The organism is Type-E symbiont of Plautia stali (genome assembly GCF_059731115.1).
In genome coordinates this window covers 1455888-1481223 of the sequence record NZ_AP035906.1, presented here as the reverse complement: position 1 = coordinate 1481223, position 25336 = coordinate 1455888, and the positions used below count along the sequence as shown (strand labels likewise).

Annotated in this window: 20 protein-coding genes; 11 read left to right on the top strand and 9 right to left on the bottom strand. The window is 54.1% G+C overall.

Annotated elements, in window-relative coordinates:
* Window positions 1-37 precede the first annotated feature (37 nt).
* Window positions 38-778, top strand: a complete 741-nt coding sequence (gene pflA, locus AC6I8L_RS06715; protein ID WP_058961784.1) for a pyruvate formate lyase 1-activating protein — start codon at window positions 38-40, stop codon at window positions 776-778.
* A gap of 47 nt (window positions 779-825) precedes the next feature.
* Here pflA and AC6I8L_RS06710 read toward each other — a convergent pair whose 3' ends face one another.
* Window positions 826-1977, bottom strand: coding sequence for an MFS transporter (locus tag AC6I8L_RS06710; protein WP_058961785.1), 1152 nt, complete (start codon window positions 1975-1977; stop codon window positions 826-828).
* Here AC6I8L_RS06710 and AC6I8L_RS06705 point away from each other — a divergent pair.
* Entirely contained in the window at window positions 1925-2152 is a 228-nt protein-coding gene (locus AC6I8L_RS06705; protein WP_167347135.1) for a hypothetical protein, read from the top strand. The two genes, AC6I8L_RS06710 and AC6I8L_RS06705, sit on opposite strands and share 53 nt — an antisense overlap.
* A 137-nt stretch (window positions 2153-2289) precedes the next feature.
* Here AC6I8L_RS06705 and serS read toward each other — a convergent pair whose 3' ends face one another.
* The 5 genes from serS to lrp all read right to left on the bottom strand — a co-directional run bounded on the left by serS (window position 2290) and on the right by lrp (window position 9901).
* Window positions 2290-3582 carry a serine--tRNA ligase gene (gene serS / locus AC6I8L_RS06700; RefSeq protein WP_058961786.1) on the bottom strand — a complete coding sequence of 431 codons (1293 nt, stop codon included), beginning with the start codon at window positions 3580-3582 and terminating at the stop codon, window positions 2290-2292.
* A gap of 96 nt (window positions 3583-3678) precedes the next feature.
* Window positions 3679-5025 (bottom strand): replication-associated recombination protein A, encoded by a 1347-nt coding sequence (locus tag AC6I8L_RS06695; protein ID WP_058961787.1) that lies wholly within the window; start codon window positions 5023-5025, stop codon window positions 3679-3681.
* Window positions 5026-5032: 7 nt separating this feature from the next.
* The gene (gene lolA / locus AC6I8L_RS06690; RefSeq protein ID WP_034820613.1) at window positions 5033-5644 is read right to left on the bottom strand and encodes an outer membrane lipoprotein periplasmic chaperone LolA; all 612 of its coding nucleotides are present in this window, start codon (window positions 5642-5644) and stop codon (window positions 5033-5035) included.
* A 175-nt stretch (window positions 5645-5819) separates the two neighbouring features.
* Complete coding sequence (locus tag AC6I8L_RS06685) at window positions 5820-9287, bottom strand: DNA translocase FtsK (RefSeq protein WP_058961788.1); 3468 nt, start codon at window positions 9285-9287, stop codon at window positions 5820-5822.
* A gap of 119 nt (window positions 9288-9406) precedes the next feature.
* The gene (gene lrp / locus AC6I8L_RS06680) at window positions 9407-9901 is read right to left on the bottom strand and encodes a leucine-responsive transcriptional regulator Lrp (RefSeq protein WP_006118610.1); all 495 of its coding nucleotides are present in this window, start codon (window positions 9899-9901) and stop codon (window positions 9407-9409) included.
* A gap of 520 nt (window positions 9902-10421) precedes the next feature.
* Between lrp and trxB the strand changes: the two genes are divergently transcribed.
* The 5 genes from trxB to infA all read left to right on the top strand — a co-directional run bounded on the left by trxB (window position 10422) and on the right by infA (window position 16327).
* Entirely contained in the window at window positions 10422-11387 is a 966-nt protein-coding gene (gene trxB, locus AC6I8L_RS06675; protein ID WP_058961789.1) for a thioredoxin-disulfide reductase, read from the top strand.
* Window positions 11388-11533: 146 nt separating this feature from the next.
* The gene (gene cydD / locus AC6I8L_RS06670; RefSeq protein ID WP_058961790.1) at window positions 11534-13303 is read left to right on the top strand and encodes a heme ABC transporter permease/ATP-binding protein CydD; all 1770 of its coding nucleotides are present in this window, start codon (window positions 11534-11536) and stop codon (window positions 13301-13303) included.
* Window positions 13303-15033 (top strand): heme ABC transporter ATP-binding protein/permease CydC, encoded by a 1731-nt coding sequence (cydC, locus tag AC6I8L_RS06665; protein ID WP_058961791.1) that lies wholly within the window; start codon window positions 13303-13305, stop codon window positions 15031-15033. Before cydD ends, cydC begins: the two co-directional genes overlap by 1 nt.
* A gap of 33 nt (window positions 15034-15066) precedes the next feature.
* Window positions 15067-15759 carry a leucyl/phenylalanyl-tRNA--protein transferase gene (gene aat / locus AC6I8L_RS06660; RefSeq protein ID WP_058961792.1) on the top strand — a complete coding sequence of 231 codons (693 nt, stop codon included), beginning with the start codon at window positions 15067-15069 and terminating at the stop codon, window positions 15757-15759.
* Between the two features lie 349 nt (window positions 15760-16108).
* The gene (infA, locus tag AC6I8L_RS06655; protein WP_002211347.1) at window positions 16109-16327 is read left to right on the top strand and encodes a translation initiation factor IF-1; all 219 of its coding nucleotides are present in this window, start codon (window positions 16109-16111) and stop codon (window positions 16325-16327) included.
* 95 nt (window positions 16328-16422) lie between these two features.
* Here infA and clpA read toward each other — a convergent pair whose 3' ends face one another.
* Entirely contained in the window at window positions 16423-18702 is a 2280-nt protein-coding gene (gene clpA, locus AC6I8L_RS06650) for an ATP-dependent Clp protease ATP-binding subunit ClpA (RefSeq protein WP_058961793.1), read from the bottom strand.
* A gap of 55 nt (window positions 18703-18757) precedes the next feature.
* Entirely contained in the window at window positions 18758-19078 is a 321-nt protein-coding gene (clpS, locus tag AC6I8L_RS06645; RefSeq protein ID WP_034820663.1) for an ATP-dependent Clp protease adapter ClpS, read from the bottom strand.
* 322 nt (window positions 19079-19400) lie between these two features.
* Between clpS and cspD the strand changes: the two genes are divergently transcribed.
* The gene (gene cspD, locus AC6I8L_RS06640) at window positions 19401-19622 is read left to right on the top strand and encodes a cold shock-like protein CspD (RefSeq protein WP_038647847.1); all 222 of its coding nucleotides are present in this window, start codon (window positions 19401-19403) and stop codon (window positions 19620-19622) included.
* 88 nt (window positions 19623-19710) lie between these two features.
* Here cspD and AC6I8L_RS06635 read toward each other — a convergent pair whose 3' ends face one another.
* Window positions 19711-21351 carry an ATP-dependent nuclease gene (locus AC6I8L_RS06635; protein ID WP_058961803.1) on the bottom strand — a complete coding sequence of 547 codons (1641 nt, stop codon included), beginning with the start codon at window positions 21349-21351 and terminating at the stop codon, window positions 19711-19713.
* A gap of 136 nt (window positions 21352-21487) precedes the next feature.
* Here AC6I8L_RS06635 and AC6I8L_RS06630 point away from each other — a divergent pair, with 136 nt between their 5' ends.
* The 3 genes from AC6I8L_RS06630 (at window position 21488) to ltaE (ending at window position 25284) form a co-directional block, all read left to right on the top strand.
* Window positions 21488-22384, top strand: coding sequence for a LysO family transporter (locus AC6I8L_RS06630; protein ID WP_166936476.1), 897 nt, complete (start codon window positions 21488-21490; stop codon window positions 22382-22384).
* 110 nt (window positions 22385-22494) lie between these two features.
* Window positions 22495-24216, top strand: a complete 1722-nt coding sequence (gene poxB, locus AC6I8L_RS06625; RefSeq protein ID WP_058961794.1) for a ubiquinone-dependent pyruvate dehydrogenase — start codon at window positions 22495-22497, stop codon at window positions 24214-24216.
* A 69-nt stretch (window positions 24217-24285) separates the two neighbouring features.
* Entirely contained in the window at window positions 24286-25284 is a 999-nt protein-coding gene (gene ltaE, locus AC6I8L_RS06620; protein WP_038647855.1) for a low-specificity L-threonine aldolase, read from the top strand.
* The last annotated feature ends 52 nt before the right edge of the window (window positions 25285-25336 follow it).

The window sequence follows — 25336 nt, the reverse complement described above, 5'->3', positions numbered from 1 at the left end:
CGCCTGATGTTGAGGCTAACCCGGAGAATACATCGCAATGTCAACCATCGGTCGTATCCACTCATTTGAATCCTGCGGCACCGTTGACGGTCCCGGCATCCGTTTTATCACCTTCTTCCAGGGCTGCCTGATGCGCTGCCTCTACTGCCATAATCGCGACACCTGGGACACCCACGGTGGCAAAGAAGTCACGGTGGACGACCTGATGAAAGATGCACTGTCGTATCGTCACTTTATGAATGCCTCTGGCGGAGGAGTAACGGCATCAGGTGGGGAAGCAATCTTACAAGCCGAGTTTGTGCGTGATTGGTTCCGTGCCTGTAAGGCAGAAGGCATTCACACCTGCCTGGATACCAACGGCTTTGTACGTCGTTACGATCCAGTGATCGACGAAATGCTGGATGCCACCGATCTGGTGATGCTCGACCTAAAACAAATCAATGATGATGTGCACCAGATTCTGGTTGGCGTCTCTAATCATCGCACCCTCGATTTCGCGCGCTATCTGCAGAAGAAAGGCAAACGTACCTGGATTCGCTTTGTGGTGGTGCCTGGCTATTCCGATGATGATGATTCTGCCCATCGCCTCGGCGAATTTACGAAAGATATGGAGAACGTCGAGAAGATTGAGCTACTGCCCTACCATGAACTGGGCAAGCATAAATGGATTGCCATGGGTGAAGAGTACAAACTGGATGGCGTTAAACCACCCAGCAAAGAGACCATGGAAAGGGTCAAAAAGATCCTGGCGGGTTATGGTCACGAAGTGATGTACTAACAAAAAAGGGAGCATGTCGCTCCCTTTATTATTTACGCAATCAGATATTAAGCGTGTGCAATTGGTGTGGCGTGCTGATCGGCCTTACGCAGCAGCATCACCAGATACACTAACGCGACGGCCGCAATCATCACAAACAGCAAACGGTCAGAGTAATTCTGCATCAGCATTGATGTCATGCCCGGCCCGACCAGACTGCCAATGGTGTAGCTGAACAGTAGCGCCTGATTCATGGCAACCAGCTCATGGTGCGCAACGGTTTCACATGCCCAGGACATCGCCACTGGATAGAGCGTGAAGCCAGCCAGCCCCAAAACAAACAGTGCAGGCGCCATAGCAGTATCGCCCAACATGGCGATGGCACCCAGAATCACCACAAACACCTGAACGCGCAACACCATCAGGCGCCCAAAGCGGTCGGCTAGACGGCCCACCGGCCACTGGCCGACAATGCCCGAACTCACCAGCAGCGCCATCCAGTATCCGACGTTGGCATCACTCATTCCCCGATGAGACAGATACAACGGCATCAGACCATACAGTGAACCCAGTACGATACCGGAAATGATGCAGCCGTTGATGCCCAGACGTGAGCTGCGACGGCGCAACATGGTCCAGATGCGACCGGTAGAAGCCTCTTCAGTCGCGGAGCTGGCATTAACACGCAGGAAGACCACCGGCAGCACGGCACAGACGATCAGCGCGGTAACCCATGGGATCACCTGCAGGAGCTCAGTCGAAACGCGACTCACCAGCAACTGACCCGCTACCGTGCCGAGATAGTAGATGATCATATAGGCAGCCAACAACTGACCGCGATTACGCACTGTACCGCTGCACAGCAACGCACTCTCCACCACCACCCAGATCAGCGCGCAACCAACACCCGCAACAAAACGCAGCGCAGTCCAGCTGTAGAAGCCTTCTAACAACACCATTCCCATAGTTGCGACGGCAAACAGGGCGCTGGCCAGATAGAAACAGCGATTAAAGCCATAGCGGTTGATTAACCAGCCCGCGAGCAATGTTCCCAGCAGATTCCCGGTGTAATAGGCTGAGCTGGCCATACCCACCTGCCATGTCGGCAGTTGATCGTGAGTAAGCCAAAGCGGTACCAGCGTATTAAGCACAGCAATAGACACCGTCATGAGCATTAAGCCGCAGAGCAGCAACACGACGGGGCGTGACCAGGTAGACATAGGGATTAAAAACCAAAGAAATGAAGATAATTGCGCGCAGTTTGCCATTCGCTATTTTAAAGTCAACGGGCAAAAAATCACCACAGCACAATTTGCTGCTGAACAATTTATTATTTTTATCTTCAGCAGCTTAGAGGAGATATATCATCACCATAACTCATTGCTATCTGCATGAATTTATGGATTTTAGTGTTTTAAGCGAGTCTACTGACGATAACGTTTATTTCTGATTAATTCTTACTAAAAAATAATCGCTCGATCCTGAAAATAAAAAACCCGGCATTGCCGGGTTTTATTGTCGGAAACCAGCGATTAACCAATGATTTCCAATCCGCCCATATAGGGACGCAGCACTTCTGGTACTTCGATACGGCCGTCAGCCTGCTGGTAGTTTTCCAGCACCGCCACCAATGTACGTCCAACTGCCAGGCCTGAACCGTTCAGTGTGTGCACCAGGCGAGGCTTCTTGTCGGTTTTACTGCGGCAGCGAGCCTGCATGCGACGCGCCTGGAAATCCCACATGTTGGAACAAGAAGAGATCTCACGATAGGTATCCTGCGCCGGCAGCCACACTTCCAGATCGTAGGTTTTGGCGGAACCAAAGCCCATATCACCAGTACACAGCAGCACCTTACGGTACGGCAGGTTCAGCAACTGCAGGACTTTCTCAGCATGACCAACCAACTCTTCCAGTGCGTCCATTGAAGTCTCAGGCGCAACAATGTGCACCATCTCAACTTTGTCGAACTGGTGCATACGAATCAGACCACGCGTGTCGCGTCCGTAAGAACCTGCTTCAGAGCGGAAGCACGGCGTGTGCGCGGTGAGTTTTATCGGCAGATTTTCTTCTTCCACGATCTCATCACGCACCAGGTTGGTCAGCGGCACTTCCGCCGTCGGGATCAGTGCGTAGTTGCTGCTGCCCGCTTCTTCACCCAAAGGCTTGGTGTGGAACAGGTCTTCACCAAACTTAGGTAATTGACCCGTACCAAACAGCGTCTCATGGTTGACCAGATACGGCACGTAGGTTTCCAGATAACCGTGCTGTTGAGTGTGCAGATCAATCATGAACTGGCTGAGCGCACGATGCAGGCGAGCGATCTGCCCCTGCATCACGATGAAACGTGAACCGGTCAGTTTCACTGCAGCGGCAAAATCCAGCCCTTTAACCGCTTCACCCAGCTCAACGTGGTCTTTTACCGGGAAATCGAACTGGCGCGGCTGGCCCCAGCGGCTGACTTCCTGATTCTCGCTATCGTCTTTACCCAGCGGCACTTCATCGACCGGCAGGTTAGGCAGCGAGAGGGCAAAATCGCGGATGGTGTTTTGCAGTGTATCCAGCTCAACCTTCGCCGCATCCAGGCGTTCGCCCAGCACGTTCACTTCCTGACGCAGTGGCTCGATGTCTTCCCCACGCGCTTTGGCCTGACCGATGGATTTGGATCGGGAGTTACGCTCTGCCTGCAGATTTTCAGTTTCTACCTGCAGTACTTTACGACGCTCTTCGAGCGAACGCAGCGTTTCCACATCCAGTTTGAATCCTCGGCGTGCCAGTTTTTCAGCGACTGCGTCTGGCTCATTACGCAGCAGATTGGGATCGAGCATGCTTATCCTGTGTAATTAAGGTTGGTTGAACGAATGAAGGGATGCATCCCACTGGAATGCATTGAAATACTTGCTCACCTTACCGTAAGGCGTTTATCAGCGGTAGCGTTTTATCGGGCTATTTTGATCCTGTTCAGCCAACCAGGCGAGTTTTTCGCCGATTTTCCCTTCAAGCCCCCGATTGGTGGGTTGATAGTAGCGCGTTTGCGCCATTTCAGGCGGGAAGAACACCTCTCCTGCCGCGTAAGCATTGGGTTCGTCATGTGCATAACGATACTCTTTGCCCAGCCCCATCTCTTTCATTAATTTGGTGGGCGCATTGCGCAGGTGCTCTGGCACATCATAATCCGGGAATTCTCGTGCGTCGCGCATGGCCGCCTTGAACGCCGTGTAAACCGCATTACTTTTGGGCGCGCAGGCCAGATAGACGATCGCCTGTGCGATGGCGCGCTCACCTTCTGCAGGCCCGACGCGAGTGAAACAGTCCCAAGCCGAAATAGCCACCTGCATACCGCGTGGATCGGCGTTGCCCACATCTTCCGAAGCGATCGCCAGTAAACGGCGTGCAACATATAACGGGTCGCCGCCGGCGGTAATAATGCGGGCATACCAATAGAGGGCGGCATCCGGTGCTGAACCGCGCACAGATTTATGCAGCGCCGAAATCAGATCATAGAAACGGTCGCCTTTGTTATCAAAGCGCGCCGCTCTTTCGCCGGATACTTCATTTAACAGCTGAGGCGTCAGTTCACGCTGACCTTGCGCGTTGCTCTCTGCCATATCCGCCATCATTTCCAGCGTATTCAGCGCACGACGTGCATCGCCGTTAACCAACTCAGCAATCATGCGCCGGGTGTTTTCTGGGAGCAAAATGTCGCTGTTACCGTAACCCCGCGCACTATCCTCCATCGCCTGGGTGAGCACCTGTTCAATATCTTCCGTGGTGAGCGATTTCAGCAGATAGACACGAGCACGCGATAGCAGTGCCGAGTTGAGTTCAAACGATGGATTCTCGGTGGTCGCACCGATAAAGGTAATGGTGCCATCTTCAATATGGGGCAGGAATGCATCCTGCTGGCTTTTATTAAAACGATGAACCTCATCCACAAACAGGATGGTACGGCGGCCCAGTTGACGATTCTGCCGCGCGCGCTCGATGGCTTCACGGATCTCTTTCACGCCGGATGTCACGGCAGAAATTCGCTCGACATCCGCCTTGCCATAGTGCGCAATGATCTCTGCCAGTGTTGTTTTCCCTGTTCCTGGCGGCCCCCACAAAATCATTGAGTGCAAATGCCCGGCTTCAATCGCGCGCGGCAGCGGTTTACCCGCCGCCAGCAGATGCTGTTGCCCGATATACTGCTGCAATGTGGTTGGCCGCATACGCGCGGCCAGCGGCTGAAACTCATTTGAAGTGGCAAAATCCAGGGACAGGTTACTCACCGCGACCTCACTGACGTTGATCGTCCACCGTTACCCCTTTTGGCGGTGTAAAGGTGAACTTATCTGGGCTAATCGCACCGTTTTTCTGGCTTTTCAGCTGATAATCACTGTGTTGACCATCTTGCTCAATCGCACTGAATTTGTTGATGGTTCCGGATGCAGAGACGTTGATGGTGAATTGCTTCAGGTTGCCATCGCTGCTTTTTGGCGTCAGTTCGAAATTATCACCCTGCTGCTTGATGTTGTACTGCTGCCAGTCGCTTGGCTGATTTCGGGCAATCAGCATGAATGGCGTATTGCTGGTGGCGTTCTGCAGCAGGCTAACGCTGGCTTGCTCGACAAACGGATTATAGAACCACAGGTTTTTACCGTCGGAGATAATCACGCTTTCGTCTGGCGCGGTCATATGCCAGTTGAATAAGCTTGGGCGTTTAACCCACAGCTCACCTTCACCATCCTGCACATTTGCACCGCTGCCATCTGTCACTTTCTGGCTAAAGCTGGCATGGAAGCTGTTCACTTTGTTCAGACGCTGCTGCAAATCGCTCGACGCATCCGCCAATACCGACGAAGAAACAAAACCGGCCAGCAGGCCGCAGGCAATAACGCGTAATTTCATCTGATTCGATTCCTTATTCATGGTTTCCCGACACTTACTGCATTAAACGTAGTTGCCGCTCTGTCTGTTCGACAGAAGAAAAAGCCGAAAGCTCCCAACGATATGGGGATCGTTCTGCAGATAAACAACGGGCCAGTGTTAACTGGCCCAGAAGTAAGTCATGGCGTGCGCTAGATTACATCTCATGCGGCGGCGGTGACAGCACCTCGCGGTTACCATTATGGCCCGGTTCAGAGACAATACCCTGCGCTTCCATCTGTTCAATGATGCGCGCTGCACGGTTGTAACCAATACGGAACTGACGCTGAACACCGGAGATAGAGGCGCGACGTTTCTCGACCACAAATGAGACCGCCTGATCGAACAGCGGATCAAGCTCTTCATCACCATCAAGACCGCCCGCTGTGCTCTCGCTCTCTTCACCCGCGGTAATGCTGTCGATGTATTGCGGACGTCCACGTGCTTTCCAGTCCTGCACCACCGCATGCACTTCCTGATCGCGCACGAAGGCACCGTGGACACGCACCGGCATTGAGGAGTTAGGCGGCATATAAAGCATGTCACCCATTCCCAGCAGTGATTCCGCGCCGCCTTGATCAAGAATGGTGCGTGAGTCAATTTTACTGGACACCGTAAAGGCGATACGCGTTGGGATGTTGGCTTTGATCAAGCCGGTAATCACATCCACCGACGGACGCTGGGTTGCCAGCACCAGGTGAATACCCGCCGCACGCGCTTTCTGTGCCAGGCGAGCAATCAACTCTTCAACTTTCTTGCCCACCGCCATCATCAGATCGGCGAATTCATCGACCAACACCACGATATACGGCAGTTTTTCCAGCACTGGCGGCGTAGTGTCCATGCTGTCACCCGGCTTCCAGAACGGGTCTGGAATTGGACGCCCCATGGCAGCAGCCTGCTCAATTTTCTCGTTGTAACCGGCAAGATTACGCACGCCCAGCGCAGACATCAGTTTATAGCGGCGTTCCATCTCACCCACACTCCAGCGCAGCGCGTTCGCTGCATCTTTCATGTCGGTGACCACCTCAGTCAGCAAATGCGGAATGCCTTCGTAGACGGAGAGCTCCAGCATTTTCGGGTCGATCATGATAAAGCGCACTTCTTCTGGTGTGGCTTTATACAGCATGCTGATGATCATGGTGTTCACACCAACCGACTTACCGGAACCGGTCGTACCGGCAACCAGCAGGTGCGGCATCTTCGCCAGATCGGCCACCACCGGCTGGCCCGAAATGTCTTTCCCCAGCACCACTGACAGCGGTGACGGGTTATCACGGAACTTGTCGCAATCAAGCACTTCGCGCAGATACACGGTTTGGCGATGTTTGTTCGGTAATTCCAGGCCGACGTAAGGTTTGCCTGGAATCACTTCCACCACACGCACCGCGACGGCAGAGAGCGAACGGGCCAAATCGCGCGAGAGGTTAGAGATACGTGCGGCTTTCACGCCAGGAGCAAGATCCAGCTCAAAGCGGGTGATAACCGGGCCAGGCGAGATGCCCACCACCTCAGCCTTCACACGATAATCGGCCAGACGCGCTTCAACCAGACGTGCTGTCTGCTCAAGCGCGAACATATCCACAGGTTCCTCTTCCGAAGGCGGAGAGGTCAGCAAATCAAGCGTCGGCAGCGGCGTAGAAGGCTTTTCCAGCGGACGTTCATGACGAACCAGGAACGGATGGAACAGGCTATCTTGCGCAGGTGCGACCGGTTGAGGCGCTTCTGCTGGCGCAGCATAGCTTTCGGTCTCGGGCGATGACCATGGGCTATTGTGCTCATTCAGCGATGGCATGGCTTCCGGCTGCGGTGCTGCAGGTTGTTGCCACTGCGCAGGTGCTTCAGATTGCGGTGCGGCAGGCTGCTGCCACTGCGAAGGCGCTTCAGGTTGCGGTGCGACAGGCTGCTGCCATTGCGCAGGCGCTTCCGGCTCAGGCGTGGCATCGATGGTAAACAATGGCTCGCTTGGGCCGTCATCAACCAAATCTTTCATCGGCGAAAAATCAAAGGCTGATGAAGTATCAAGGTTAAATACTGGGCCTTCATTGGTATCAGATTGCTGATAGCGTTGTTGCTGCTGAGCTGCAAACTGATTAGCCAACTGCGCCTGATGTAAAGCCTCTTCATCTTCTTCGACTTGATGCTGTCCGGTCTCTGCATAGCGCTGCTGTTGCTGAGACGCAAACGCTTCACGCAGTTGGGCTTCCTGCAACGCAGCATCCCCTTCATGATCCTGTAACGGTTCATGATAGGTCGCGGTCATTTCAGGCAGTTGCTGTTCGGCTTCTTCTCGCGCTTTGTCTTCAGCCATACGCTGTGACGGCAACTTAATGCCGTAAGAAGCCAGTTCACGACGTGTTGGCAGTTTAACTTTGTTCGGACGCGGCAATTCAGGGCCAATACCCTGCTTCACCTGCGGGTTGTAATCGCGCTCCGGCACCACATCGAAAGCGGGTGTATACGCAGAAGCCGTTTTCGCTGCAGCTGCCCCCACTGCTGCGGCTGCCGCAGTGTTCAGAGAAGCAGATGATTGAGCGGCATCCTGCCAGTTCCCCATGCGTGGCCCTTCATCGTCATCAACGGGTGAAAACGCTGAAGGTGCAGGTTCGCCCGGAACTTCAAAGCGATACAGCGGCGGTGCGGGTTGAATAACCGGTTCAGGCGCAGGAGGTACCGCAACAGGTGCTTCTGCCGCTCGCACTTCCGGGGTATGAACAACAGGTGCCGCTTCGGCTGGTGCATTGAACACGGGGGAAGGCACAACTGGCGCCTGGTGTGCTGCTTCGGCGGTCACAGCAATGGCTGCAGCTGTCGCGGCACTGGCTTTGGCTAGCAGAGGATCATCCGGCAGCTGTTCGGCGATAGGCTCAGCCACCTTACGCGGCTTAGCCAGTAGAACGTCATCATCGTCATCATGCGATTGCGCAGCACGCAGTTGAGGCGCAGCATGTTCGGCATGCTCTTCCTCTTCTTCGTACTCATCTTCTTCCTGCCAGGGTTCGTCATGACGAGAGCGGTTGCTGGCGAAGGTCAGCACGCCCATCACCACGCTCCCGATTTTTTCGGCGATCGTCAGCCACGACCAGCCTGTGTACAGGGTTATGCCTGCCGCCCAGACGCAGATCAGCGTTAAAGTACCGCCGGCAGAACTAAACCAGGGTGCCATCGCATTACTGACGAGGCTGCCAATCACACCGCCCGAAGCAAAGTACCAGATGTCATCGACGTTCAGCGCGGCTAAACCACAAGTGGTCACCACCAGCGCCAGCACGCCAATCAGTCGTAAGCCCACCGCAAAGTAATCGATGTAATCCTGGCGATCGCGCTGACGGAATGTAATCCAGCACAAACCAATGATGACCGGAGGTATGGCATACGCCATCACGCCGAAAATGAATAAGAGCGTATCCGCCAGCCATGCGCCGACACTACCACCCAAATTATGGATCGGTTCATGCCAGGCGGTCTGAGACCAGCTGGGATCGGAAGGGTTGAAGCTAACCAGCGACACCATCAAATAGATGGCGAACAGGGCCACAAGGATGAGCAACGCTTCCAGCAGCCTGCGTCCACTGCTCAGCGGTTGTAACGAAACGTCTTTATCTTCTGTATATTCCTGGCTCAAGAGAACTCTCCAGGTGCCTGTAAATTAAGAAGGCAACAGCGCCGGGCAAGCCCGACGCTGGTCCTGTATGAATTCACAGGAGTGTACCGAATTCCTGCAAGTTTTGCACCTGCCCTGCATTACCGGGTTTTGATCACCAGACGATTGCTCTGTTTGACCTCTTCCATCACCACGTAAGTACGGGTGTCGTTAACGCCCGGCAGGCGCAGCAAGGTTTCACCCAAAAGCTTACGGTAGGCGGACATGTCCGGTACACGGGTTTTCAACAGGTAGTCAAAGTCACCGGAAACGAGGTGACACTCTTGAGTTTCCTCAAGTTTTTGCACAGCGGCGTTAAATTGTTCAAACACATCTGGCGCACCACGATTCAGAGTAATCTCAACGAATACCAGCAGAGAAGCATCCAGATAATGTGGGTTCAGTTGTGCGGTGTAACCCAAAATGAAGCCCTGACGTTCCAGGCGACGCACACGCTCAAGACACGGCGTAGGTGATAAGCCAACACGTTTTGAAAGCTCAACATTAGAAATACGGCCGTCTTTTTGCAGTTCATTCAGAATGTTTCTGTCGATACGGTCCAGATCTTTTCCGGGGCGTTTCTTATTGTCTACCATTATTATTGTCTCTCTTAATTCCTTCCCTTTACCTGCCACACCCTGAAAACGCTCATTGTTCAGGGCCTTACTGAAGTGAAGACGATAAGTCTGTGCAGTAATGCTTCCATCCGTATGACGCATGTTGTCTGTCCACATCATGCGTCATTACCAATGTCAGACTGAGTTTATCCGGCAAAAACGTGCAAAACAGAAATGAAATTCTGTTTTGAACCGCTAAATATTCTCCGCTTCTGGTAATGTTTTCGCAAAACAGCAGGCGATTGTCAAAGTAAAACATCCAAATTCAGTACAAGATGCCAGATAGAGTTCTGGGTTGCTGTTTTTAAATGAGAATTTTAATGCTGCTGCACCAGAATTTGCCGAGCATTGCCCCCTTTTGGCGCAATCGACGTGCAGAATTTGCACTCATCGACTACGCCGCTTGCAGCGATTGTTATCAAAATTGCTGAAACCTTTTTTTGCTGCGCTAATTTCCCTACAATCAAAAACTATGTTGTCGCAAAAAACTGAGGAACGCATGAGTACGGCCAAACACAGTAAGCTGCTCATTTTAGGCTCCGGCCCTGCCGGATATACTGCGGCAGTCTATGCCGCCCGCGCTAACCTGAATCCGGTATTGATTACCGGGCTGGAAAAAGGCGGTCAGCTCACCACCACAACTGAAGTGGAGAATTGGCCAGGCGATCCGAACGATCTGACAGGCCCGGCGTTGATGGAACGTATGCAAGAGCATGCCGAGAAATTCAACACCGAAATTATTTTCGACCATATTCATACGGTAGATTTGCAAAATCGCCCGTTCCGTTTAACGGGGGACAGTGGCGAATACACCGCTGACGCGCTGATCATTGCTACTGGCGCCTCCGCACGTTATCTCGGCCTGCCCTCTGAAGAAGCGTTCAAAGGCAAAGGCGTTTCCGCCTGTGCGACCTGTGACGGTTTCTTTTATCGTAATCAAGAAGTCGCGGTGATTGGTGGCGGTAATACCGCGGTGGAAGAGGCCCTTTACCTGGCAAATATTGCGGCGAAAGTCCATTTGATTCACCGTCGTGATAGCTTCCGTGCGGAAAAAATTCTGATCGATCGTCTGATGGATAAAGTGCGCAACGGCAACATCGTACTGCACACCGATCGCACACTGGAAGAAGTGGTCGGCGATCAGATGGGTGTCACCGGTGTGAAACTGCTTTCCACCAAAGGTGAAGAGCCGGAAGCGCTGGATGTTGCCGGGCTGTTTGTGGCGATTGGTCATAGCCCGAATACCGCCATTTTCGACGGCCAGCTGGCGCTGGAAAACGGCTATATCAAAGTGCAGTCCGGTCTGCAGGGCAATGCGACCCAGACCAGCATTCCTGGCGTGTTTGCGGCGGGTGACGTGATGGATCATATTTATCGCCAGGCGATCACCTCTGCCGGCACCGGCTGTATGGCGGCGCTGGATGCAGAACGCTATCTTGACGGGCTTGTTAAAACCGATCTGTAACTTGTTAATAAGCTGATCATAATTGCAAAGAGGCGACCTGTTTAGGTCGCCTTTTTTATTGCCTGCATGCTAAAGTTCATGCGCTTACTATTTCCGGATACTTTATCCGGTTTTGCCTCTCTCCATCAGTGATCAAACGGCTTCGCATGGAAAAATCACGGCAGCAACATCTTCTTCGCTGGCTCCGCCAGCAACGTCTTCATGGCGCACGAAGTTTACGTGCCGCATCGCTATTCGGTTTTGCTGGTGCACTGGTGATTATTGCTCAAGCCTGGTTGCTGGCCTCGCTGCTGCAGAATCTTATTGTCGCCCAACAACCGCGCGGTGCCCTGCTGACTGATTTCATCCTGCTGCTGTTGTGCTTTGCTCTTCGCGCAGGTCTGCACTATGCACGAGAAATGGCAGGTTACCGTGCTGGCGTTGCCATCCGTCGCGCTCTGCGCAAACAGGTACTGGATAAGCTGAATGATTTAGGTCCTGCCTGGGTTCAGGGCAAACCAGCGGGAAGCTGGGCAACGCTGCTGCTTGAGCAAATTGAAGAGATGCAAGAGTATTACGCGCGGTATCTGCCACAGATGTCACTGGCCGTTTTTATTCCCTTCGCCATCCTGATAGCCATCTTCCCGATTAACTGGGCGGCAGGATTGATCCTGCTCGCGACCGCACCGCTGATTCCGATTTTCATGGCGATGGTCGGCATGGGTGCCGCCGATGCAAACCGTCGCAACTTCCTCGCACTGGCACGTCTGAGCGGCGATTTTTATGACCGCCTGCGCGGGCGTGAAACCTTGCGCCTGTTCTACAGGGCTGCCGCTGAACAGCAGGCGATTGCTGAAAGCACCACGGATTTTCGTCAGCGCACCATGGAAGTGCTGCGCCTTGCTTTTCTCTCTTCCGCAGTGCTGGAATTCTTTGCCTCACTGGCGATTGCCGTGGTCGCGGTCTATTTCGGCTTCTCCTATCTTGGCGAACTCAATTTTGGTCATTACGGCACTGGCGTGACCTTGTTTGCTGGATTCCTGGCACTGATATTGGCGCCTGAGTTTTTCCAGCCGCTGCGCGATCTGGGTACTTTTTACCACGCTAAAGCGCAAGCTGTTGGGGGCGCCGATGCACTGGATCGTTTTCTTAACGAAAGTCCGGAAATCCCAGCTTCCGCCTCCAGCCTGTCAGTCGCTTTCGATACCCCTTTAAGCCTTGAAGCACAAGATTTGGTGGTGATGACAGCCAAAGGTGAAGCGTTATCACAGCCGCTGAATTTTACGCTTGAGGCGAATAAACGCGTGGCGCTGGTGGGTCAGAGTGGAGCAGGTAAATCAGCACTGATGAACGTGTTGCTCGGCTTTCTGCCCTATCAGGGATCGCTGCGGGTCAATGGGCATGAACTGCGGGATATCAGCCGTGAGAACTGGCAGCAGCATCTGGCGTGGGTCGGTCAAAATCCCCATTTGCCCGCGACCACGTTGCGCGAAAACCTGTCTCTCAACAGCAGCATGGATGAAGCAACACTGCGCAGCGTTTTGCAACAGGCGGGCGTGGATGAGTTTATCGCCCGTTTACCGCAAGGCCTCGACACCCCCATTGGCGATGGCGGAATGGGCCTTTCTGTTGGCCAGGCACAACGCGTCGCCGTTGCGCGTGCACTGTTGAAACCGGCACAACTACTGCTGCTGGACGAGCCCGGTTCAGGTCTTGATAGCCAAAGTGAACAGCATGTGTTGCGCGCATTAAACCAGGCAGCCACACAGCAAACCACCCTCATGATCACCCACCAACTTCACGATCTTGCCAGTTGGGATGAAGTTTGGGTGATGCAATCCGGGCAACTGGTGCAGCAGGGGCAGTGGCAACAACTGATTGCTCAGAACGGGCCGTTGCGTGCCATGGTGCAGCATCGCCAGCAGGAGATTGTCTGATGAATCCACTATTGCCGTTTCTGTGTCTGTTTCGTCGTCATCCCTGGCGTTTAGGTCTGGGCATCGTGTTAGCCATTGCGACTTTGCTCGCCAGTATTGGCTTGCTCACCCTATCTGGCTGGTTCCTTGCCGCCTCATCGCTGGCTGGCGTGGCTGGCCTTTACAGTTTCAACTATATGTTGCCCGCAGCAGGGGTGCGTGGCGCGGCCATCACTCGCACTGCGTCGCGTTACTTCGAACGCTTAGTCAGTCACGATGCCACTTTCAGGGTGTTGCAGCATTTGCGTGTGTTCACCTTTAGCAAACTGATCGCGCTGGCCCCCGAACAACTGGCCTGTTTCAGACAGGGCGAACTGCTTAACCGCTTTGTCAGTGATGTCGATACGTTAGACCATCTCTATCTGCGTGTGATTTCACCACTGGTCGGTGCCGCGGTGGTCATTATTGTCGTTACTTGCGGCCTGGCGATGTTAGATGTGCCACTGGCGCTACTCCTGGGCACGATGATGCTGCTGACGTTGCTCCTGATGCCACCGCTGTTCTGGCGATTAGGCACCTCAGCCGGGCATCGCATCGCTCAGCATCAAGCCAGCTGGCGTTTGCAACTGACGCAATGGGTAACCGGGCTCGCCGAATTGCAAATTTATGGCGCAGCGGCGTGGTGGCGTCACAAACTGGATGCCGAAGAATTCAGCTGGCAGCAGGCGCAGCGGCGTCAGCATAGTCTGCAAGCGCTGGCGCAAAGCCTGTTACTGCTCATCAGCGGCTTAACCGTGGTCTTGCTACTGTGGATTTCAGCGGCGGGCGTGGGCGGCGATAGTGCACCAGGCGCATTCATCGCGCTCTTCGTGTTCTGCGGCCTGGCGGCTTTTGAAGCGCTGGCACCGGTAGCGGGCGCCTTTTTGCCGCTGTCGCAGGTGACTGGCGCGGCACAGCGCGTAAGGGAGATCATTGAGCAAGAGCCTCTTATTCGTTTTCCCTCTTCGACTGCACCTTCTGATTCGGGCATCAACCTGACGCTGGAAAAAATCACTTTCAGCTATCCGCAGCGACCGGAACCGGTACTCAGGCACTTCTCGCTGACACTGCGAACCGGTGAGCATCTGGCACTGCTCGGCCCCACCGGCTGCGGCAAATCCAGTTTGCTGGCACTGATCACGCGCGGCTGGCAGGCGCAGCAGGGTGACATTCGACTGAATAATATTCCCCTAGCTGAGTGGGACGAAAAAAGTCTGCGTCAACGTATCAGCGTGGTCACGCAGCGCGTGCATCTGTTTAGTCAGACGTTACGCGATAATTTACTGCTGGCACACCCTGCCGCCAGTGATGAACAACTGAATGCAGCACTGCATCAGGTTGGACTCACCCATTTGGCGGAACATGATGAAGGGCTCAACGCATGGATGGGTGAAGGTGGCCGCCCGCTGTCGGGAGGCGAACTGCGTCGCCTGGCCATTGCACGCGCCCTGTTGCACAACGGCGATCTATGGTTGCTTGATGAGCCCACCGAAGGCCTGGACGCCACCACCGAACAGCAGATATTGACGCTGTTGCGCCAGGTCAGTCAGGGTAAGACGGTGATCATGGTGACCCATCGCCTCAGCGGTCTGGCAACGATGGATCGTATTTGCGTGATGGACCAGGGACAGATTATTGAGTCGGGCACGCATGACGAATTAATCTCAAAAGCAGGACGCTATTGGCGTTTCCACCAGCGCTTTGCGCTATAGTCTTAGCGAGCAGCCCGAAGGGTAATTGACGCAATGAGACTGGTACAACTTTCACGGGATTCATTAAATTTTCCTCCGCCGGAGATGGCGCTGCGCGAGCCGAATGGATTATTGGCGATGGGCGGCGACCTCTCCCCTGCCCGACTGATGAACGCCTATCAGCGCGGCATTTTCCCCTGGTTTTCGCCCGGCGATCCGATTCTATGGTGGTCGCCCGATCCGCGTGCCGTGATGCTTCCTGAATCTTTTCATCTCAGCCGCAGCATGGCGCGTTTTCATCGCCGTTCACCTTTTCGCGTTACCATGAATCATGCTTTCCCGCAGGTACTGGAAGGCTGTGCCAGCGGCAGACAAGAAGGCACCTGGATTACCTTTGAGGTGAAACGCGCCTGGCTGCGTTTGTACGAGCTGGGTCACGCGCATTCGATTGAAGTCTGGAATGATAATCGGCTGGTAGGCGGCATGTATGGTCTGGCGCTTGGGCAGATTTTTTGTGGCGAGTCGATGTTTAGCCGCCAGGAAAATGCGTCAAAAACTGCGCTGTGGGTGTTCTCTCAGCATTTTCTCGCTCATCAGGGACGCTTGATTGATTGCCAGGTGATTAACCCACATACGGCTTCGTTGGGCGCCGTTGAAATCCCGCGTGTCGATTATTTACAGTACGTGCAAACACTGGCGTGGCAGCCTGTTTTAAGCGGTTGCTGGCAAACACAAACCCTTTTTTGACCCTGCTCGCAGATGTTTTGCACACAATTCCCGACAAAAGTGATACAATAAGCGAGTTTGGTATGTCGTCCGCGCTTCGCTGTGGCGAGCCGGAATTGCCAGGTTGGGAATCTCATCCATTTCCCGAAGCTGTTGCCGTTGTGCACTTGATGCCAATTGCGACAACTTCTTAGCCCGCTAATCCCCCGCAGACGTCAATAAAAACACCCGAATTTTTCCGTAATGCGCGCGCAATGGCGCGACGCACGGCGAAGCGTTGGCAAAATCGCCAACGGTTCTTTACATAAATCATGGAATTCGGCATTATCTTGCCGGTTCAACAGTTTGGTAGTTCACCCCAGAGGATTCGATGGCCAAAGAAGACAATATTGAAATGCAAGGTACCGTACTGGATACGTTACCTAACACCATGTTCCGCGTAGAACTTGAAAACGGGCACGTGGTTACCGCTCATATCTCCGGTAAAATGCGCAAAAACTACATCCGCATCCTGACGGGCGACAAAGTGACTGTCGAGTTGACCCCGTACGACCTGAGCAAAGGCCGCATTGTCTTCCGTAGTCGCTAAGTTGTTGTCCACATCTCGCGTTTGTGGCAATTAACTGAGCGCGAAAAAAAAGGCCGGATTTTCATCCGGCCTTTTCTTATCTGCAACTCAGCACATCAGTGCACAGTCCCTTCGGTTTTCCGTTTTTCCGCACTCAGGAAATGGTAGGTCAGCTGGTTTTTTTCTTTATCCAGCGCCACCGAGACTGAACCGCCATCCACTAATGAACCAAACAGCAGTTCGTTAGCCAGTGGTTTCTTCAGATTCTCCTGCACGGCACGTGCCATTGGGCGGGCACCCATCGCTTTGTCGTAACCTTTATCCGCCAGCCAGTCACGAGCATCATCACTGACTTCCAGCGAGACGCCTTTTGCATCCAGTTGCGCTTGCAACTCGACGATGAACTTATCCACCACCTGATGGATAACCGCGGTATCCAGATGACGGAACCAGATAATGTTATCCAGACGGTTACGGAACTCAGGCGTAAAGATCTTTTTGATCTCTTCCATCGCGTCGGTGCTGTTGTCCTGATGAATCAAACCAATCGACTTACGCTCAGTTTCGCGAACACCGGCGTTGGTGGTCATCACCAGCACCACATTGCGGAAGTCCGCTTTGCGGCCGTTGTTATCGGTCAGCATGCCGTTATCCATCACCTGCAGCAGCAGGTTAAAGACATCCGGGTGCGCTTTCTCGATTTCATCCAACAGCACCACCGCATGCGGATGCTTAATCACCGCATCGGTGAGCAAACCACCCTGATCGAAACCAACATATCCCGGAGGTGCACCGATCAAACGGCTAACGGTGTGGCGCTCCATATACTCGGACATATCGAAACGCAGCAGCTCAATCCCCAGGGCCTTCGCCAGCTGAACCGTCACCTCGGTTTTACCGACGCCGGTTGGACCAGCAAACAGGAATGACCCCACTGGTTTACGATCCTGACCGAGACCGGCACGGCTCATCTTGATCGCTTCAGTCAGTGCTTCAATCGCGTTATCCTGGCCAAACACCAGCATTTTCAGACGATCGCCGAGATTTTTCAGCGTGTCGCGATCGGTGGCTGACACACTCTGCTCTGGGATACGCGCAATACGTGCCACCACAGATTCAATATCAGATACATTGACCGTTTTCTTACGCTTACTCACCGGCACCAGGCGCGCGCGCGCACCCGCTTCATCTATCACGTCAATCGCCTTATCCGGCAGATGACGATCGTTGATGTATTTCACCGCCAGTTCCACGGCTGCACGCACTGCCTTCGCGGTATAACGCACATCATGGTGAGCTTCATACTTCGGTTTCAGTCCGTTAAGAATCTGCACGGTTTCTTCGACAGAAGGTTCGGTAATGTCGATCTTCTGGAAACGACGCGCCAGCGCACGGTCCTTCTCAAAGATGTTGCTGAACTCCTGATAGGTGGTTGACCCCATCACGCGGATTTTTCCGCTGGAGAGCAACGGTTTGATCAGGTTAGCGGCATCCACCTGTCCACCGGAAGCGGCACCCGCACCGATAATGGTGTGAATTTCATCGATAAACAGGATGCTACTGGTGTCTTGTTCCAGCTGTTTTAGCAGCGCTTTGAAACGTTTTTCAAAATCACCACGGTACTTGGTACCCGCAAGCAGCGAACCGATATCCAGCGAGTAGATGGTGCAATCTTTCATCACTTCTGGAACATCGCCCTGCACAATGCGCCAGGCCAGCCCTTCCGCAATCGCGGTTTTACCCACGCCAGATTCACCCACCAGCAGCGGGTTATTCTTACGGCGACGGCACAATACCTGAATGGCACGCTCCAGCTCTTTATCGCGGCCGATCAGCGGGTCGATTCCGCCGACACGAGCAAGCTGATTAAGATTGGTGGTGAAGTTTTCCATACGTTCCTCCCCGCCTGCTTGCTCTTCGTTAACCGGATTCTCCGCATTGTTCTGCGGCTGGCCCGGCTCATCTTTACGCGTACCATGGGAGATGAAGTTCACCACATCGAGGCGGCTGACTTCGTGTTTGCGCAGCAGGTAAGCCGCTTGAGACTCCTGCTCGCTGAAAATGGCGACCAGCACGTTCGCGCCTGCCACTTCGCTGCGACCGGATGACTGGACATGGAATACCGCACGTTGCAACACGCGCTGAAAGCTGAGCGTTGGTTGAGTATCACGCTCCTCTTCACTGGCTGGCAGCACCGGCGTGGTTTGTTCGATGAAGGCTTCGAGTTCCTGTCGCAGAGCCACGATATCCACCGTACAGGCTTCCAGTGCCTCTCTGGCCGACGGGTTGCTAAGCAATGCCAGCAACAGATGCTCGACGGTCATAAATTCATGACGGTGCTCGCGCGCTCTGGCGAAAGCCATGTTTAAACTGAGTTCCAGTTCTTGATTGAGCATTTGGCACCTCCCCCAATTATCGCTCTGACGACCTTTCCCCTATATGGAGACGGGCTCAGGCTTTTTCCAGCGTACACAGCAACGGATGTTCATTCTCTCGTGCGTAATTGTTCACCTGGGCGACTTTGGTTTCCGCCACTTCTGCAGTGAATACACCACAAATCGCCTTTCCGTGGTAGTGAACTTTCAACATCAGTTGCGTTGCACGTTCAACATCATAAGAAAAGAACTTTTGCAGAACGTCAATAACAAATTCCATAGGTGTATAATCGTCATTATTCAGAATGACTTTATACATCGAAGGCGGCTTTAACCCTTCGCGTACTTTATCTTCGGCTAGATGTTCAAAATTAAGCCAGTCGTTTGTGTTTGCCATAATGTTCCGTCGAAATTCTGCGTTACGATTGCGCGCATTTCTGCGCCCATTCCTAAGTTTAACATGTCTGTCAAGCCACCTTTCCCTTAAGAAAAAACGGCCCTAAAAGCCCATGCGCGACCTGTATCACAAAATTTGCAATAGCGTTAACTGCCTCAAATTTTGATGAATTTCTCCCCGTGCGCCAGGGCCGTTTGCTTGACGATAAGGACCGTTTCTCTACATTCTACTTACACAAGCTGATTGAGTTTTAAACAAACTCGACTCACAGCTTCAATGACCTCACCTACTGTTCAAAATGTCTTGCGAGGGAAGTAAAAGCATGGAGACGGGTACTGTTAAATGGTTCAACAACGCCAAGGGCTTCGGCTTTATCTGTCCGATTGGCGGCGGCGACGATATCTTCGCACACTACTCCACGATTCAGATGGAGGGATACAGAACGCTGAAGGCCGGCCAGCAGGTTCAGTTCGATGTCCATGAAGGGCCAAAAGGCAATCACGCCAGCTTGATTGTGCCCTGTGAAGTCACGCAAGTCGCCTGACGCGCGCCTCTTCATTCATTCTGACCACTCCCGAAAAAAATGCCAGCCGCAGACGCTGGCATTTTTCTTTTGCGGATTTTCCCGCCCCTCAATCTGCACGTCCGCGAGCTAACCACATCACGCGAGCAAACAGCTGATCCAGTAACGAGGGAATCGCCTGCGGCCCACGCTCTGCCGCCGCCATGGCTACCGCAATCGCCAATTCGGGTTTCGAGCTGTGATGAATCGCTTTAGTAATAATACGCCTCGCATTCATCGGCGCGTTTAACGGCAGGTGCGCCATGTCGTGATAAACGTCGCTGAACCCCTGCTTATAGAGAAAATGTTCTATATCCGGGGCCGGGAACTGCGTCAGATGATCGTCTTGCTGCTCATGCTCCTGCAGTTGGCTCCGTGCGCTGGCTGCATACTTATTGCCCGCTTCGTCGCCGTCAGTCAACACATGCCAGGCAATGCCCATGCGTCTGGCAAACTTCAACAGCGGCTTAAGACCAGACTGCGCAAATTCGATGACTTTGACCCCTTCGGCCGCAAAATGGTAACCGCGCTGCCGTGCCAGTTCATTGATGATCCACACTTCCGTCTCCCCCTCCACCAGCAACCAGCAGCGGGCAAAGAGTGCCGAGGGGCGATTCACGCGGATATGAAAGCCAATACGGCGGCTCTCCTCAGCGCTCAATCCTTCAGGACCAATCCGCCATGCCGCAACGCGTGTAGGTTCACGCACCAGGCGACAAATATTCTCTAACGGCACCTGAGATAACAGCTCCCCCGAATTGGTGGTGGTGATTTTTTGCAGCGGCATTAAATCCAGCAGATTCCACGCCACTGACAGCATAATTGGATGCAGTCGCGTTTCCGGATCCTCCACCAGCAACAATGGATGAGCGCCCTGCGGCAGCGCTTCATTGCCGTGCGCCTGAATCAGTAAAGAGAACATGCGCAATAAAATGACCTGCCGACTGCGTGATTCCGTTCCCGCAATCAGGTGGTTAAGCTTGTCGAGTGAACGCCAGCCTTGCGAACCATCACGTAATTCAGGTGCGACACGCGCCGCGCTAACCCCCGGTTGCTGCACAAGGAAGTAGTGCTCCAGCAATTGCTGCATGGTGTGCAAGCCCTGACGCAGTAAATCGTCGCTCAAATTCTGCGGCTGCACCACCAAATCCCGGGTTAATTTCTCGACTTCCTGTGACAATTCACTCAGCGTCGTGGCCTGGCGGTCCGCATCGGTGCTGCTGTGCCGTCCACGCCGGCCAAAGCGCGCATCGCGCAGTCTGAGCACGGGATAAAAGGCACGCAGATGGGCCAGCGCCGCCTCAGTGCCTTCCATCGCCAGCACATCGCCATTTTGGTCGATGAAGCGCCAGGTGGTTTTCACACCATGCTCGTTGCGGCGCGCACGGGTGCTGAAGCGGATGAAGCGCCCGTTTTCATCGCGCTGCCAGAAAGGCTGGAACACTGCTTCGTCATCGCGCGCTTGTGCTCGAAAGCGGAACACCAGTTGCAGCTGGCGCAGGCGTGCTTCCAGATCGCCCGGTGGGAAGTGAAAATCATGTTCGGTAAACTGATAAGGTTCAGCCGCAGGCGCCAGTAATAATGTCAGCGCATCCAGCAAGCTGGATTTACCCCAGGCATTTTCACCAATCAGCAGATTGGTATCAGTGAGCGGCAACGACAGCCGATTGATGCCACGAAAACCGCGAATATCGATATGTTCCAGAAACATCATGCTATCCCTTGAGTGCTTTGCCTGAGCATGGTTCGCCTCGTTAAGTTGGTCAAGTTAATGCACGGGTAAAAGGTTTACACTTCAACTGTTTTCCGATAGCTTGCGGCCCTCTCCCACGGATGGAAAACGCTCTATGTATGGCTTGATCATCATTCTGCTGCCACTGATTGCTGGCTATTTACTGCATGTGACCCGTGCCAATCTGCTGCGCGGCGTCGCCCGCATGCTGAGCGCACTGGTGTACATCATCCTGTTTTTTATGGGCACCAGTCTCGCTTTCCTCGATAACCTCAGCAGTAATCTGCTCACCATTTTTCATACCGCGTTGATCAGTATGCTGTGCATTCTCGCCTGTTCTCTGCTGGCTTTCTGGCTACTGGAGAAGCGCGTGCCGTGGCATCACCCGCACAAGCAGCAAGCCCTGCCTTCACGTCTGCACATGGCGCTGGAATCCCTCAAGCTGTGCGGCTCGGTACTGGGCGGATTCCTGCTGGGATTAAGCCAGTGGTCAATTCTGCGCCACGCATCAACCATCAGTGAATATGCCCTGATGCTGATGTTGTTCCTTGTCGGTATTCAACTGCGCAGCAGCGGCATGACCTTGCGTCAAATCACGCTCAATCGTCGCGGCATGCTGGTAGCCGCGGTGTCGCTATGCAGCGCCTTGATCGGTGGAATGCTGGCCGCATTATGGCTCGATTTGCCAATCAAAACCGGCCTGGCGCTTGCCAGCGGCTTCGGCTGGTACTCGCTGTCCGGTATTCTGATGACCGAATCCTTCGGCCCGGTGATTGGCAGCGCGGCCTTCTTTAACGACCTGCTGCGTGAACTGATCACCATTATGCTGATCCCGCTGTTGATCAGCCGTCAGCGCAGTATGACGCTGGGTTTGAGTGGCGCCACTTCAATGGATTTCACCCTGCCGATTCTGCAACGCACCGGCGGCATGGAAATTGTCCCGGCCGCGATCGTGCACGGTTTTATCATGAGTTTACTGGCCCCGATTCTTATCGCGCTGTTTTCCGCCTGAGCAGCGAGCGCATTTTTTCACGGCTGCGTGCGCCTTCCTTCGTCTACGCTTTCTGACTGACACGTTTCCGCCATCGGGACGGATAGCAAAACACCAGAAAGGAGCGAACGATGAAGCAAACTGTGGCGGCACTGCTGGCCAAAACCCTGGAAAGCGCCGGTGTGAAACGCATTTGGGGTGTCACGGGGGATTCTCTTAATGGACTCAATGACAGCCTGAATCGCATGGGCACCATTGAATGGATGCCCACTCGCCATGAAGAGGTGGCGGCCTTTGCGGCAGGCGCTGAAGCGCAAATCAGCGGTGAACTGGCGGTATGCGCCGGTTCCTGCGGCCCAGGCAACCTGCATCTGATTAACGGCCTGTTTGATTGTCACCGCAACCATGTGCCAGTGCTGGCGATTGCGGCCCATATCCCCTCGAGTGAAATCGGCAGCGGTTACTTCCAGGAAACGCATCCGGAAGAGCTTTTCCGCGAATGCAGTCACTATTGCGAACTGGTGTCCAACCCTGAGCAACTGCCGCAGGTTCTCGGCATCGCCATGCGCAAAGCGATTCTCAATCGTGGTGTATCGGTCATCGTGCTTCCGGGCGACATTGCCCTGAAACCGGCGCCGGAAGGGGCGCGTAGCGAGTGGTATCCGCCACAATTACCCCATGTTGTGCCTAACGCCAGTGAAATTGCCCGGCTGGCCGACACGCTCAACCATGCCAAAAATATTACGCTGATGTGCGGCAGCGGCTGTGCTGGCGCGCACGCTGAAGTGGTGAAGTTGGCAGAAACCCTCAAAGCGCCCGTGGTGCACGCCATGCGCGGCAAAGAGCACATCGAGTACGATAATCCCTACGATGTTGGTATGACCGGCTTAATTGGTTTCTCCTCCGGCTATCAAGCCATGATGAACGCAGACACCGTTGTTCTGCTGGGTACCCAGTTCCCTTATCGCCCGTTCTATCCAGCCGACGCTAAAATTATCCAGATTGATATCAATCCCGCCAGTCTGGGGGCGCACAGCCATGTCGATATGGCGCTGGTGGGTGACATCAAAGCCACGTTACAGGCGCTACAACCTCAACTCGTCAGCAAAAGCGATCGGCACCATCTCGACAGCGCTTTGGAACACTATGTTGAGGCGCGTAAAGGCCTGGACGACCTCGCCACCGCCAATGATAAACAGGCGATTCATCCGCAATATCTGGCGCAGCAAATCAGCCATTACGCTGCCGAGGACGCGATTTTCACTTGTGATGTGGGCACGCCAACGGTGTGGGCTGCGCGCTATCTGAAAATGAACGGCAAACGCCGTTTGCTGGGATCGTTCAACCACGGTTCGATGGCCAACGCGATGCCACAGGCGCTCGGCGCTCAGGCAATCGATAAACAACGGCAGGTCGTGGCGCTGTGTGGGGATGGTGGCTTCAGTATGCTGATGGGCGATTTTATTTCCGTCGCCCAGTTAAAGCTGCCGGTAAAGCTGGTGATTTTCAACAACAGCGTGCTGGGCTTTGTGGCAATGGAAATGAAGGCAGGCGGCTACCTCACCGATGGCACCGATCTGGAAAACCCGGATTTTGCCGCGATTGCCACCGCCTGTGGCATTAAAGGCATTCGCGTCGAGAAAGCCTCTGAACTTAACAGCGCGCTGGAACAGGCATTCGCGCATGACGGTCCGGTGCTAATCGATGCGATTACCGCTAAAGAAGAGCTCTCGATGCCACCGCAGATCAAAGCCGAGCAGGCCAAAGGGTTCAGCCTGTATATGCTGCGCGCGATTCTGAATGGTCGTGGTGACGAGATCGTTGAACTGGCGAAAACCAACTGGCTGAGGTAAAACGGATAATAAGGCCAGATAACTCATAACGCGGGCGCTCAGCCCGCTTTTTTGTTTCAGGAGAGCGATGTGATCGATTTACGCAGTGATACCGTAACCCGCCCAAGTGCCGCCATGCTGGATGCGATGATGGCCGCCGAAACTGGCGATGATGTCTATCGCGATGATCCCACCGTCAATGCGCTGGAACGCGAGGCCGCACGCCTGAGTGGCAAAGCCGCTGCGCTGTTCTTCCCGACCGGCACGCAAGCCAACCTGGTGGCACTGCTGTGTCACTGCCAGCGTGGCGATGAATATATCGTCGGCCAGCAGGCACATAACTACAAATACGAAGCGGGTGGCGCGGCGGTGCTGGGCAGCATTCAGCCTCAGCCTATATCTCATGCCGAAGATGGATCGCTGCCGCTGGCGGATATTGTTGCCGCCATCAAACCGGATGACATCCATTTTGCGCGTACGCGCCTGCTAAGTCTGGAAAACACCCATCACGGCAAAGTGCTGTCGCAGAGCTATCTGGAGCAAGCGTGGAAGCTGACGCGTGAGCACAAACTGGCGCTGCACATTGATGGCGCCCGCATTTTCAATGCCGTGGTGGCGCAAAATGTTGAGCTGAAAGATATCGCGCGCTATTGCGATACGCTGACCATCTGCCTGTCTAAAGGGCTGGGCACGCCGGTCGGTTCCCTGCTGTGCGGTGATGAAGCCTACATTGAGCAAGCACGTCGCTGGCGTAAAATGACCGGTGGCGGTATGCGTCAGGCCGGCATCCTGGCCGCGGCGGGTCTGTACGCACTGAAGCACAATGTGGCGCGCCTGAAAGAAGATCATGACAATGCCGCCTGGCTGGCGGAGCAACTCAGCGCAATTGGCGTAGAGGTACTGAATCAGCACACTAACATGCTGTTTGTGAAAGTACCGGCGGATCAGGTTGACGCGCTCAAAAGCTGGATGCACTCGGGCGATGTGTTGATGAGCGTAGGCCCGGTCACACGTATTGCCACCCACCTCGATGTCAGCCGCCAGGATTTACAACGTCTGGTGGCACACTGGCAGGCGTTTTTAGCGTAACAGAGCTCAGGTAGCCTTGCAGGGACGGTCTTCGGGCCGTCCACAAGTTCAT